This is a genomic window from Pedococcus sp., assembly GCF_036000045.1.
In the GTDB taxonomy this organism is placed as follows: domain Bacteria; phylum Actinomycetota; class Actinomycetes; order Actinomycetales; family Dermatophilaceae; genus Pedococcus.
In genome coordinates this window covers 12186-24277 of the sequence record NZ_DASYGF010000069.1, presented here as the reverse complement: position 1 = coordinate 24277, position 12092 = coordinate 12186, and the positions used below count along the sequence as shown (strand labels likewise).

The following is a 12092-nucleotide window of genomic DNA, read 5'->3' as shown; positions in this document are numbered from 1 at the left end:
GTCGATTTCAGGAGAACACCCGTGGCTGCCAACTGCGATGTCTGCGGCAAGGGACCGGGCTTCGGTCACAACATCTCGCACTCGCACCGCCGCACCAAGCGTCGCTGGAACCCCAACATCCAGCGGGTCAAGGCTCTGGTCGGTGACGCGGGTGTGACCCCGAAGCGTCTCAACGTCTGCACCTCGTGCCTCAAGGCCGGCAAGGTCAAGCGCTGAGGCGCTGAGCTCCGCCCACCGGCATACCGACGAAGCCGGCCTCCCGACGGGAGGCCGGCTTCGCGCTCTCCAGGTTCCGCTCACCCCACGCTGGGTTCACGCCACCGTGCCGGCACCGCCGAAGTGGTCCCACCCGCGCGCCGTCTGCGGCTCACCGTCCAGGGTGACGCCGGCGCCGGCAACGACGTGACCGATCCGCCTCCAGCCCTCGGGCACGGCACCCGGGAACGTCGCCAGCAGGCTGTGCTCCTCGCCGCCGGCCAGCACACACTCGAGCGCCAGGTCGCCGACCGCCCGGGCGAGCAGCTCGAGGTCCTCCCCCAGCAACGCCGACTCCAGAGCCAGGCGTACACCGCTCGCGGCGGCGATCCGCGACCCATCTCGGAGTAGGCCGTCCGAGAGGTCGATCATGGCCGAGGCGCCGGCCCTGGCCGCCTGCGGTCCTGCGGCCAGCGGGGCGGTCGGGCGCAGATGATGGCGCAGACAGGCATCCCGCGCGCGGCTCGCTCCGTCGACGACGGCTCCGGGTTCGGCCGGGTCGGCGTCGGCCAGGTCGGCGTCGGCCAGGGCTGGGTCGGTGCCGGCCTCCAGAAGGGCCAGCCCTGCGGCCGAGCGGCCCAACGTGCCGCACACCGCGACGGCGTCGCCCGCCCTGGCCCCGCTTCGCAGGACCGGCTCTCGACCGCCGAGGTCGCCCAGCGCCGTCAGCGAGACCATGAGCACGCCGTCCGGCGCCGAGGACAGGTCGCCTCCGGCAACGAGCACCCCGGCGGCCGTGGCCTGCTCGCCGAGCGCACGCGCGAACTCGACGGCCCAGGCTGCCGGCGTCTGCGGGTCCGCCATCAGGGACACCAGCACGGCGGTCGGCTCGGCGCCCATGGCCGCGACGTCGGCGAGGTTCTGGGTCAGCAGCTTGGCCGCCACGTCACCTGCTGTGGACCACGCGTCCAGCCAGTCCCGGGTCCGGACCATGCTGTCCGTCGTCGCCACCGTCGCCGCTCCGGTCGCCAGGACGGCGGCATCGTCGCCCGGGCCGACGGCGACCGCGGGGCCTGCGGGGAAGAACGGGAAGATCCGCGCCAGCAGGGTGCCCTCGGAGACGTCGGCCAGGGTCTGCGGGCCTGCGCTCATGACTTTGACCTCCTCTGACCCACCAGGGGAGACGGGCGGGACACGGGCACGGTAGCGTCTGGCTGTGCCGTGGTACCCATCGCGGTGCGGTTCTCGCGGGGCCTCGGGTCCCGGCCAACCAGAACAGAATGAGGTGTCTCGTGGTGGTCCAGGCGTACATCCTGATCCAGACCGAAGTCGGCAAGGCGGCCTCCGTGGCCGAGGCCATCGCCGGCATCGCCGGAGTGGTCCTGGCCGAGGACGTGACCGGCCCCTATGACGTGATCGCCCGCGTCGAAGCCAACACCGTCGACGAGCTGGGCAAGCTCGTCATCGCCAAGATCCAGGACGTGCCGGGCATCACCCGCACGCTCACCTGCACAGTCGTCCACGTCTGACCTGCGCTCCGGCTGCGGCGCCATGCCGGTGACCACCGGTCCCGGCCGCACGGCCGCAGGCTCGCGTCATACCATCGCCACCGGCCTCCTCGTCCTCGGGGTGGCCGGTGGTGTGCTGTCCGGCTGCTCGTCCTCGGTCGACGTCCGCGCCGCCCCGCGGCATACCGCCGCCTGCGACCGGCCGGACCGACTCTGGCCACACACCGTGAGCCGCAAGGCCCGCCGCTCGGTCTCCCCGAGCAACCCCGACGCCGCAGCCTGGGGTGACCCGGCCATCATCGCGACGTGCGGATGGCCCGAGCTGGGGCCCACCACCGATCAGTGCATCCAGGTCGACGGGGTGGACTGGGTCGCCCACCAGCTCGACGACGGCGTGCGGTTCCGGACGTTCGGGCGCTCGACGGTGATCGAGGTGCTGGTGCCCAAGGCGTACGCACCGGAGCCCCTGCTCCTGCCGGCGTTCGGCGCGGCCGCCAAGGCCCTGCCGACCAACGGCCGCGCCTGCAGCTGACCGACGCCCCCGCCACCAGCCCCTAACCTCTGCTGGCAGCAGCTAGGCGAGCAGGCCTCAGCGCAGGCCGACGGGTCGGGTCAGCGCCAGCTGGATGAGCTCGTCGATCAGCTCGGGGTAGGAGACCCCTGTCGCCGCCCACATCTGCGGGTACATCGAGTGGGGGGTGAACCCGGGCATGGTGTTGATCTCGTTGATCAGCACGTCCCCCGACTCGGTGTAGAAGCAGTCGACCCGTGCCAGCCCCTCGCACCCGAGGGCGTCGAACGCCGCCGCGGCCAGTCGTCGCACCTCGGCCGAGATGCGGTCGGGCACCTCGGCCGGGCAGCTGAGCACGACTCCCTGCTCGTCGAGGTACTTGGCCTCGAAGTCGTAGAACTCGTGACCGCCACCGGACTCCACGACGATCTCGCCGACCTGGGAGGTCCGCGGCCCGTCCGTGCCGCGACCCTGCAGCACCGCGCACTCGATCTCTCGGCCCACGATGCCCTGCTCGACGATGACCTTGCGGTCGTGCTGTCGGGCGACCTCGATCGCGGCTTCGAGCCCCTCAGGTTCCGAGACCTTGGAGATGCCCATGCTCGACCCGGCGCGAGCCGGTTTGACGAACACGGGATAGGTCAGCGCGCCCACGGCATCCATGGCCGCGGCCTTGTCGCGCCGCCACTGGGCGTCGGTGACCACGGTGTACGGGCCCACCGGCAGCCCCGCGCTGGCGAACACGACCTTCATGTAGTGCTTGTCCATGCCCGCTGCCGAGGCGAACACTCCCGAGCCGACGTACCGGATGTCGGCCAGCTCCAGCATGCCCTGGATCGTGCCGTCCTCACCGAACGGCCCGTGCAGCAAAGGGAACACGACATCGACCTCGCCAAGGCTGCGCGGCACCTCCTCGGGCTCCAGCACGGTCAGCGAGCGGTCGGTGGTGGCGAGCGGCACTACGACGCCGGCGCCGTCCCCGGCCACCTCCGGCGTGTGCGAGGTGGTCAGCTCCAGCCGCGCCGGGTCGCCGTCCGCCAGGACCCAGCGCCCGTCGCGGGAGATGCCGATGGCGACGAGGTCGTACGTCTCGCGGTCGAGCGCCTGCATGACGCCGGCCGCCGTGGCACACGAGACCGCGTGCTCGGAGGAGCGACCGCCGAAGACGACGGCGACGCGCGGCTTGCGCAGGTCCGGCTGGCGGGGAGCGCGGGGGGCGGGCTGGTCCGTAGTCATCGCCCAGGAGCGTATCCCGAGGCCCACCCGGGCACGGGCCACGACCCGCGACGGCTCCCTCTAGGCTGGCGTGCGTGAGCCACGAACACCTCGCCCCCGCCAGCCGTGTGGTGGCCTTGGGCCGCCAGGACCGTATGCCGGGTGCCGGCGTGAACGCCCCGCTCGAGCTGTCCTCCACCTACGTGGCGGACGGCCCGGTCAACTACGCGCGGGGCGGCAACCCGACCTGGTCCGCCTTCGAGGAGGCGCTGGGCGCGCTGGAGGGCGGTGACGCCCTCGTCTTCGCCTCCGGGATGGCGGCGGTGACCGCGGCCCTCTCCCTGGCCGGGCACGGCGATGTCGTGGTGGCGCCGCGCGCGGCCTACAACGGCACCGTGGCCAGCCTCCTGGACGCCGAGCGCGACGGCAGGTTCGAGGTGCGCTGGGTGGACCCCACGGACGTCGACGCCACCGTGGCCGCGATGGACGGAGCCGACCTCGTGTGGCTCGAGTCCCCGAGCAACCCGCTGCTCGAGGTCTCGGACCTCGCGGCACTGGCGGCAGCCGCGCGGGAGCGCGGGGTGATCTCGGTCTGCGACAACACCTTTGCCACCCCGCTCGTGCAGCAGCCGCTCGGCCTGGGGATCGACGTCGTGGTGCACTCGGTCACGAAGTACCTGAGCGGCCACAGCGACGTGATCCTGGGCGCCACGGTGACGACGCCGGACGAGCGGGGACGGGCGCTGCACGAGCGCCTGTCCCGGTCCCGTCTGCTCGGCGGCGCCATCGCCGGCCCGATGGAGACCTGGCTCGCGTTACGCGGCCTGCGAACCCTCCATGTGCGCCTCGAGCGGGCCACCGCGAACGCCAAGGAGCTGGCGGCCCGACTGAGGCAGCACCCTGGTGTCGACCGGGTGCGCTACCCGGGGTTCGGGGCGATCGTGTCTATCGAGGTGCCCGGGGGCGCCGACGGTGCCGAGCGGGTGGCGGCCGCCACCCGGCTCTGGACCCACTCGACCAGCCTCGGCGGAGTGGAGTCCCAGGTCGAGCGCCGCCGGCGGCATCCGGCCGAGCCGGTGGCCGTGCCTGAGGAGCTGCTCCGGCTCTCGGTCGGCATCGAGGACGTCGACGACCTGTGGGCCGACCTCGACCAGGCGCTGCAGCGCTGAGCCGACGGGCGGACGACCCGACGAACCACTGAACAGACGGGTCTCAGTCCGTCTCGTTCTTCAGCGCCCTGGTCATGAGCGCCGCGACGACCTCGGCGGGCGGGCGTCCGTCATGCACCACCGCCGCGACCTGCTCGATGATCGGGACCTGCACGTCGTGCTTCTGAGCGAGCTCGAGGATCGACTCGCACGACTTGACGCCCTCGGCGGTCTGCCGGGTCACCGCCACGACCTCTGCCACCGACATGCCCCGGCCGAGGTTGAGCCCGAAGGTGCGGTTGCGTGACAGCGGCGACATGCACGTGGCGATGAGGTCGCCCACCCCCGCCAGCCCGGCGAACGTCATGGGGTCGGCACCCAGCGCCATACCGATGCGGGTGGTCTCCGCGAGCCCACGGGTGATGATGGACGCCTTGGAGTTGTCCCCCATGCCGAGCCCCTCCGCCATGCCGACCGCGAGGGCGATGACGTTCTTCACGGCCCCGCACAGCTCGGTGCCCACCACGTCGGTGTTGGTGTAGGGCCGGAAGTACGGGGGGTTGGACGCCTCGGCCACCAACTCGGCGACGTCCTCGTCGACGCAGGCGACCACACTCGCGGCCGGCTGCTTGAGGGCGATCTCCTTGGCGAGGTTGGGACCCGAGACGACGACGATCCGCTCCTGCTCGACCCCGGCCACCTCGGCGATCACCTCGCTCATGCGCTTGGTGGTGCCGAGCTCGACCCCCTTCATCAGCGAGACGACAGCCGCTCTGCGGGGCAGGACCCCGCCCCAGTCCGCGAGGTTGGCCCGCAGGGTCTGCGAGGGCACCGCCAGCACGACGATGTCTGCCCCCTCGGCGGCCTCGGCCGGGTCGGTCGTTGCGGTGATCCCTGAGGGCAGCTCGATCCCGGGCAGGTAGTCCTCGTTGCTCCCCGCGTTGACCTGCTCGACCACCTCCGCGCGCCGTCCCCACATGCGCACCGTCGTGCCGCCGTCGGCGAGCACGGCGGCATACGCGGTGCCCCAGCTGCCCATGCCGTAGACAGCAGCCGTGGTCATGCGTCGGCCCCGTGGGCGCCGCTGGGGCGTCGCTTGGCCTTGTGGAAGTTGCCGGTCTCGGGCAGTCCGTGCTTGCGCGAGTCGAACCGCTCGGCCGGCGGCTGTCCGCCCCGCAGCTCGGCCAGCTGAGCTGCCAGAGCGGTCATGATCCGGTCGGTCGCCTCACGCAGGACCGCACCCGTCATCGGGACGTCGTAGAGGTCGCTGAGGTCGACGGCCGGTCCGGCGCTGACGTGCATCGTCTTGCGAGGCAGGAGCCGCAGGCGCTTGGAGTACGGCGCCAGGATCGCCTCGGGACCCCACTGGGCGACCGGGATCACCGGGCAGTGGGTGGTCAGGGCGATCCGAGCCGCGCCTGTCTTGCCGACCATCGGCCACAGGTCCGGGTCGCGGGTCAGCGTGCCCTCGGGGTAGACCCCGACGCACTTGCCCTCCTGGATGGCGCCCACGGCGGCCCGGAACGCGTCTGCGGCCTGCCCGGTGTTGCGGTAGACGGGGATCTGGTCGGCCGCCCGCAGGATCGCGCCCACGACGGGGACCCGGAACACGCTCTCCTTGCCGAGGAAGAACGGTGCGCGCCCGTTGTCGACCATGAAGTGCCCGAAGATGAGCGGGTCGACGTAGGAGAGATGGTTGGGCGCCGCCACGAAACCGCCCGTCCTCGGCAGGTTCTCGGCGCCCCGCCAGTCACGCCGCGTGAGGACCATCAAGAGCGGACGGACCAGCGCGACGACGAAGCGGTAGGCGAAGGGCAAAGGCGGGTTGCCGCTGGCGGTCACAAAAGCTCCCTGTCGATGGGTACGGGTGTGCATCCTCCCGGCTCATGGGGTCGGTGTCGAGCACCCTAGCGATGGCTGAGACCATCGTCCTGATGACCGGAGGACCAGACCCGCTCGCGTGGCGCCTCGTCGTCCCCGTCAAGGGTGGTCCGGGGGCCAAGTCGCGGCTGCACCCACCGCCCGGCGTCGAGCGGGCCGCGCTGGCGCTGGCGCTCGCCGAGGACTGCCTCACGGCGTGCGCTGCCGGTATGCCGCGTGGTCACCTTCTCGTCGTGACCACCGATGTGCGGGCGGCTGCCGTGGCCGAGCGCTGCGGGGCGGTCGTCGTCGCCGACCCCGGGCACGGGCTCAACCGCGCTGTGGAGGCGGGTCGCGACCGGGTGCTCGCCGACGGTGGTCCCGACCAGCCCGTCGCCGCGCTGCTCGGCGACCTGCCCTCGCTGCGCCCCGGGGACGTGCTCGACGCGCTGGCCGCCGCCAGCGAGCACGAGACGTCCGTCGTGCCCGATGCCTCCGGGACCGGCACCGTGCTGCTCGCCGCACGCCGCGGGGCGGACCTGGCGCCGAGGTTCGGGCCGGGCTCGGCAGCACGCCACGAGGCGGCGGGCTACCGTCGGCTCGAGCTGCCTCTCCCCCGCCTGCGGACCGACGTCGACGCCGACACCGACCTCGCAGCCGCCCTCGCACTCGGCGTTGGTCCGGCCACCACGGCAGCGCTCCGGGGCGCGGCGGCTACGCTGCCGACCATGCAGGCCAGCGTGCACAGCTTCGACGAGGACAGCGGGGCCGGGTCGGTCCTGCTCGACGACGGGCGACAGGTGAGCTTCAGCGCCGAGGTGTTCGCGGCGAGCGCGCTGCGCCACCTGCGACGCGGTCAGCGGCTGAGCATCGACCTCGCGCCCGCCGGTGAGGTCTCGCGCCTGTGGATCGTGGGCATCGGCGAGGACCAGCGGATCGGCTGAGCCGGTCAGCCGACCTCGTAGTCGGCGCCCAAGGCGTCGAGCTTCTCGGAGAACCGCTCGTAGCCTCGGTAGATCAGCTCGATCCCGTGCACCTTGGACTGTCCCTCGGCCGCCAGCGCCGCGATGAGGTAGCTGAACCCGCCACGCAGGTCGGGCACGGTGATCTCGGCGCCCTTGAGCGGGGTCGGGCCGGAGATGACGGCACTGTGCCGGAAGTTGGCGCGCCCGAAGCGGCACGGGGAGCCACCCAGGCACTCCCGATACAGCTGGATGACCGCGCCCATCTCGGCGAGGGCGTCGGTGAAGCCGAGCCGGTTCTCGTAGACCGTCTCGTGGACGATGGACAGGCCGGTGGTCTGCGTGAGGGCGACGACCAGCGGCTGCTGCCAGTCCGTCATGAACCCGGGGTGCACGTCGGTCTCGAGCACCAGCGACGACAGCGGTCCGCCCGCGTGCCAGAACCGGATGCCCTCGTCGTCGATGTCGAAGTCGCCCCCGATCTTCCGGAAGACGTTGAGGAACGGCATCATGGCGAGCTGCTGCGCACCCCGCACGTAGATGTCGCCCTTGGTCGCCAGTGCCGCGCAGGCCCACGACCCGGCCTCGATGCGGTCCGGGATGGCGAGGTGGTCGTAGCCACCGAGCCGCTCGACGCCCTCGATCTTGATGACCCGGTCGGTCTCGACGCTGATCACCGCGCCCATCTTCTGGAGCACCGCGATGAGGTCGAGGATCTCGGGCTCGACCGCGGCGTTGCGCAGCTCGGTGACACCCTGGGCCCGCACCGCGGTCAGCAGCACCTGCTCCGTGCCTCCGACGCTGGGGTAGGGCAGGTGGATCCGCGCCCCGTGCAGGCCGTTCGGCGCGGTCAGACGCAGACCCTCGGGGCGCTTCTGGACGTCAGCGCCGAAGTTGCGCAGCACGTCGAGGTGGTAGTTGATGGGCCGCTCGCCGATGCGGCACCCGCCGAGGTCGGGGATGAAGGCCTCGCCGAGGCGGTGCAGCAGCGGTCCGCAGAACAGCACCGGGACTCGGGAGGAGCCGGCGTGCGCATCGATGTCGGCCACGTGCGCCTGCTCGACGTTGGTGGGGTCGAGCAGCAGCTCGCCGTCACGGTCCGTCGCCTCGATCTTGACGCCGTGCAGCTCGAGCAGGCCCGAGACGATCTTGACGTCGGAGATCTCCGGGACCCCCCTCAGCCGGCACGGACCCTCGGCCAGCAGGGCAGCGACCATGGCCTTGGACACGAGGTTCTTCGCACCGCGAACCTCGATGTCGCCGACCAGAGGGACTCCGCCGTTCACCGTGAGGATGTTGACCATGGGGCCAAGCATCGCAAACGCCAACGGCGGCCGACACCCCGAGGGGTGGCGGCCGCCGTGTGCGTGGAAAAGCCGGCGTGCGTATGCCGGGCGATCAGGCCCGCTTGGCGGTGCGCTTGGCGGTGGCCTTCTTCGCGCTGGTCGCCTTGGCGGTGGTGGCCTTGCTCGTGGTCTTCTTGGCGGTGGTGGCCTTGGCGGTGGACTTCGCCGCAACCTTGGCCGGGGCCGACTTGGTGGCTGCGCGCGTGGTCGCCGTCTTGGCCGGCGTCGACCTCTTGGCTGCGCTCTTGGTGGTGGTCTTGGCGGTGGTGGTCTTGGCGGTGGTGGCCTTGGCGGTCGCCGCCTTGGTGGGCGCAGTCCGCTTCGCCGTCGACCTGGCGGCGGGAGCAGCCTTCGTGGTGGTCTTCTTCGCGGCCGCGGACCTGGCCGTCGTGGACTTCGTGGCGGCGGCCTTCGTGGCGGTGGACTTCGTGGCTGCCGCCCTGGTCGTCGCCTTGGTGGCGCTCTTTCTGGTCGTGGTGGTCGCTGCCTTCTTGGCTGCGGCCGACTTCGTGGCAGCTGGAGCAGCCTTCTTGGCTCCGGCGGCCGCGGCCTTGGTGGCCGTGCCCGCCGCGGCACGGGCGCCGGCAGCGGCTGCCTTGGGCAGCGAGCGAGGGTTCTTCACGACGTCCTTGAAGGCAGAGCCGGCGCGGAACTTGGGGACGACCGTCTTCTTGATCTTCACACTGGCGCCCGTGCGGGGGTTGCGTCCGGTTCGTGCCGCGCGGGCAGCCTGCTCGAACGTGCCGAAACCGGTGATCGCGACCGTGCCACCCTTGGCCACCTCACGGATGACCACGTCGACGACCGCCGTCAGGGCGTCGCTGGCGGCCTTGCGGCTGCCGAGGCGAGTCTCGAGCTCCTTGATCAGTTCTGCCTTGTTCACGTCTTCCCCTCCACAGGGTGAGTGAGGTCGAACGCCTTAGTCCGACGAGGTGTGCGGCCGAGCCGATGCCCGACCTCAAGCCTGACGTTAGGGCTGTTGTGGCCGGGAGTCCACCATCCCGACGCCCTGATCCATTGTGTCGCAACGGATTCAGGCCACCTCGGGCCCCGCCGGAAGTCGGGGTCGACTCCACTAGCGCGCGCCTGTCGCGCGCCTCAGATGCGGCCGTGATGGGACGAAACGCGTTGTTCCACAAGGACTTTCACATCAAAGGACTGCGCTGTCGCTGTCGCCCGACACATCGCCAGTGGCCCCCGGCGCGTTGCACCGAGGGCCACCTCGTGGTTGTTCAGCCCGGTCGCCGACAACGTGACCGTGTCGGCGCGCCGCGGGGTCAGGCAGCGCCGGCGGAAGGCTTGTAGGACGGGCGCCGGCTCTCGAAGTCGGTGACGTCCTGCTCGTGACGCAGGGTCAGGCTGATGTCGTCCAGCCCCTCGAGGAGCCGCCAGCGGGTGTAGTCATCGACCTCGAACGGGGCGATGATGTCGCCCGCCGTGACCGTCCGGGAGACGAGGTCGACGGTCACCGACGACCCCGGCTCGTTGTCGAGGTACTTCCAGATGAGCTCGATGTCGTCCTGGGCGAGCTGGGCGGTCAGGAGCCCCTGCTTGCCGCTGTTGCCGCGGAAGATGTCGGCGAACCGGGAGGACAGGACGACGCGGAAGCCGTAGTTCATCAGCGCCCAGACGGCATGCTCACGCGACGACCCGGTCCCGAAGTCAGGGCCGGCTACGAGCACCGAACCCGCGGCATACGAGGGGTGGTTGAGGACGAAGGACTCGTCCCTGCGCCACGCCGCGAAGAGGCCGTCCTCGAAGCCCGTCCGGGTGACCCGCTTGAGGTAGACCGCCGGGATGATCTGGTCGGTGTCAACGTTGCTGCGACGCAACGGCACCCCTATACCGGTGTGGGTCGTGAAGCTGTCCATCACTTGCCTCCGTCCGTGGCGTCGACGAGGTCAGCGGGGCTCGAGAGCGTGCCGCGCAGGGCCGTGGCTGCGGCGACCAGGGGGCTGACGAGATGGGTGCGGCCGCCCTTGCCCTGCCGCCCCTCGAAGTTGCGGTTGGAGGTCGAGGCGCTGCGCTCCCCCGGGGCGAGCTGGTCGGGGTTCATGCCGAGGCACATCGAGCAGCCGGGCAGACGCCACTCGGCGCCCGCCGCGGTGAAGACCTTGTCCAAGCCTTCCTGCTCGGCCTGGAGCCGGACGCGCGCAGAGCCGGGCACGACGAGCATGCGGACCCCATCGGCCACGTGGTGGCCCTTGACGATCTCGGCGGCAGCGCGGAGGTCCTCGATGCGGCCGTTGGTACAGGACCCGACGAAGACGGTGTCGACCTTGATGTCGCGCAAGGGAGTGCCGGCGGTCAGGCCCATGTACTCGAGGGCATGGCGTGCCGCCGCCTTCTCGGTGTCGGTCATCGTCTCGGGGTCCGGCACGGACTCGCCGAGCGGCAGCCCCTGGCCGGGGTTCGTTCCCCACGTGACGAACGGCGTCAGGGTGTCGGCGTCGAGGTGCACCTCGGCGTCGAAGACGGCGTCGTCGTCACTGTGCAGCAGGCTCCAGTCGGCCACGGCGGCGTCCCACTGGTCGCCTGAGGGGGCGTGGTCACGGCCCTGGAGATAGGCGAAGGTCGTCTCGTCGGGGGCGATCATCCCGGCCCGGGCGCCGGCCTCGATCGACATGTTGCAGACGGTCATCCGCGCCTCCATGGACAGCGCGCGGATGGCGCTGCCACGGAACTCCAGGACGTAGCCCTGGCCGCCGCCGGTGCCGATCTTGGCGATGACCGCCAGGACGATGTCCTTGGCCGTCACGCCGGGCTGGAGCCGGCCGTCGACCGTGATGGCCATCGTCTTGAAGGGCTTGAGAGGCAGCGTCTGGGTCGCCAGCACGTGCTCGACCTCGGACGTGCCGATGCCGAACGCCAGGGCGCCGAAGGCCCCATGGGTCGAGGTGTGGGAGTCGCCGCACACGATGGTCATGCCGGGCTGGGTCAGACCCAGCTGCGGGCCGACCACGTGAACGATGCCCTGCTCAGCGTCTCCCATGGGAAAGAGCCGGACGCCGAACTCCTCGCAGTTGCGGCGCAGGGTCTCGACCTGGGTCCTGCTGACCGGGTCGGTGATGGGGCCGGGGGTGGTCGGGACGTTGTGGTCCTCGGTGGCCAAGGTGAGGTCCGGGCGGCGGACCTTGCGGCCGGCCAGCCGCAGCCCGTCGAAGGCCTGGGGGGAGGTGACCTCGTGAATCAGGTGGAGGTCGATGTACAGCAGATCCGGCTCACCGTCCCGACGACGCACCACATGGGCGTCCCACACCTTCTCGGCCAGGGTTCCTGACACGTCTCCCACTTCCTTAGCAGTTTCCGGCCTTCGCCGCGTCCAGCCCCCGGTCACCACGTCGTCT

General features: G+C 71.3%; 13 protein-coding genes. 5 read left to right on the top strand and 8 right to left on the bottom strand.

Annotated features, from left to right (window positions below):
• Positions 1-21: 21 nt before the first annotated feature.
• On the top strand, positions 22-216 hold the full coding sequence (rpmB, locus tag VGN50_RS10580; RefSeq protein WP_056922510.1) for a 50S ribosomal protein L28: 195 nt from the start codon (positions 22-24) through the stop codon (positions 214-216).
• A 96-nt stretch (positions 217-312) separates the two neighbouring features.
• On the opposite strand, the gene thiL is transcribed toward rpmB, so the two are convergent.
• Entirely contained in the window at positions 313-1347 is a 1035-nt protein-coding gene (gene thiL, locus VGN50_RS10575; RefSeq protein ID WP_327444725.1) for a thiamine-phosphate kinase, read from the bottom strand.
• Between the two features lie 143 nt (positions 1348-1490).
• On the opposite strand from thiL, the gene VGN50_RS10570 reads away from it, so the two are divergent.
• Both VGN50_RS10570 and VGN50_RS10565 read left to right on the top strand, forming a co-directional pair.
• Entirely contained in the window at positions 1491-1724 is a 234-nt protein-coding gene (locus VGN50_RS10570; RefSeq protein WP_056884115.1) for an Lrp/AsnC family transcriptional regulator, read from the top strand.
• A gap of 22 nt (positions 1725-1746) precedes the next feature.
• Positions 1747-2235: a DUF3515 family protein gene (locus tag VGN50_RS10565; protein ID WP_327444724.1), complete on the top strand. Its 489-nt coding sequence runs from the start codon at positions 1747-1749 to the stop codon at positions 2233-2235.
• Between the two features lie 57 nt (positions 2236-2292).
• Here VGN50_RS10565 and VGN50_RS10560 read toward each other — a convergent pair whose 3' ends face one another.
• Positions 2293-3450: a D-alanine--D-alanine ligase family protein gene (locus tag VGN50_RS10560; RefSeq protein ID WP_327444723.1), complete on the bottom strand. Its 1158-nt coding sequence runs from the start codon at positions 3448-3450 to the stop codon at positions 2293-2295.
• Positions 3451-3524: 74 nt separating this feature from the next.
• Between VGN50_RS10560 and VGN50_RS10555 the strand changes: the two genes are divergently transcribed.
• Positions 3525-4598, top strand: coding sequence for a trans-sulfuration enzyme family protein (locus VGN50_RS10555; protein ID WP_327444722.1), 1074 nt, complete (start codon positions 3525-3527; stop codon positions 4596-4598).
• 43 nt (positions 4599-4641) lie between these two features.
• Here VGN50_RS10555 and VGN50_RS10550 read toward each other — a convergent pair whose 3' ends face one another.
• Both VGN50_RS10550 and VGN50_RS10545 read right to left on the bottom strand, forming a co-directional pair.
• Positions 4642-5640: an NAD(P)H-dependent glycerol-3-phosphate dehydrogenase gene (locus tag VGN50_RS10550; protein ID WP_327444721.1), complete on the bottom strand. Its 999-nt coding sequence runs from the start codon at positions 5638-5640 to the stop codon at positions 4642-4644.
• The gene (locus VGN50_RS10545) at positions 5637-6419 is read right to left on the bottom strand and encodes a lysophospholipid acyltransferase family protein (RefSeq protein ID WP_327444720.1); all 783 of its coding nucleotides are present in this window, start codon (positions 6417-6419) and stop codon (positions 5637-5639) included. The genes VGN50_RS10550 and VGN50_RS10545 overlap by 4 nt, the downstream gene beginning before the upstream one ends.
• Positions 6420-6490: 71 nt before the next feature.
• On the opposite strand from VGN50_RS10545, the gene cofC reads away from it, so the two are divergent.
• Positions 6491-7381 (top strand): 2-phospho-L-lactate guanylyltransferase, encoded by an 891-nt coding sequence (gene cofC, locus VGN50_RS10540; RefSeq protein WP_327444719.1) that lies wholly within the window; start codon positions 6491-6493, stop codon positions 7379-7381.
• Positions 7382-7386: 5 nt separating this feature from the next.
• Here the strand turns inward: cofC and murA are convergent, their stop codons facing one another.
• The 4 genes from murA to leuC form a co-directional block, all read right to left on the bottom strand.
• Complete coding sequence (gene murA / locus VGN50_RS10535; protein WP_327444718.1) at positions 7387-8703, bottom strand: UDP-N-acetylglucosamine 1-carboxyvinyltransferase; 1317 nt, start codon at positions 8701-8703, stop codon at positions 7387-7389.
• A gap of 94 nt (positions 8704-8797) precedes the next feature.
• Positions 8798-9628 carry an HU family DNA-binding protein gene (locus VGN50_RS10530; RefSeq protein ID WP_327444717.1) on the bottom strand — a complete coding sequence of 277 codons (831 nt, stop codon included), beginning with the start codon at positions 9626-9628 and terminating at the stop codon, positions 8798-8800.
• A 394-nt stretch (positions 9629-10022) separates the two neighbouring features.
• Positions 10023-10616: a 3-isopropylmalate dehydratase small subunit gene (gene leuD, locus VGN50_RS10525; protein WP_327444716.1), complete on the bottom strand. Its 594-nt coding sequence runs from the start codon at positions 10614-10616 to the stop codon at positions 10023-10025.
• On the bottom strand, positions 10616-12028 hold the full coding sequence (gene leuC, locus VGN50_RS10520) for a 3-isopropylmalate dehydratase large subunit (protein ID WP_327444715.1): 1413 nt from the start codon (positions 12026-12028) through the stop codon (positions 10616-10618). The genes leuD and leuC overlap by 1 nt, the downstream gene beginning before the upstream one ends.
• Positions 12029-12092: the final 64 nt, after the last annotated feature.

Excerpts from the sequence above, each read along its gene's own strand:
- thiL (WP_327444725.1), bottom strand. The coding sequence starts at position 1,347 with ATGAGCGCAGGCCCGCAGACCCTGGCCGACGTCTCCGAGGGCACCCTG.
- VGN50_RS10565 (WP_327444724.1), top strand. The coding sequence starts at position 1,747 with ATGCCGGTGACCACCGGTCCCGGCCGCACGGCCGCAGGCTCGCGTCAT.
- VGN50_RS10560 (WP_327444723.1), bottom strand. The coding sequence starts at position 3,450 with ATGACTACGGACCAGCCCGCCCCCCGCGCTCCCCGCCAGCCGGACCTG.
- VGN50_RS10550 (WP_327444721.1), bottom strand. The coding sequence starts at position 5,640 with ATGACCACGGCTGCTGTCTACGGCATGGGCAGCTGGGGCACCGCGTAT.
- cofC (WP_327444719.1), top strand. The coding sequence starts at position 6,491 with ATGGCTGAGACCATCGTCCTGATGACCGGAGGACCAGACCCGCTCGCG.
- murA (WP_327444718.1), bottom strand. The coding sequence starts at position 8,703 with ATGGTCAACATCCTCACGGTGAACGGCGGAGTCCCTCTGGTCGGCGAC.
- leuD (WP_327444716.1), bottom strand. The coding sequence starts at position 10,616 with ATGGACAGCTTCACGACCCACACCGGTATAGGGGTGCCGTTGCGTCGC.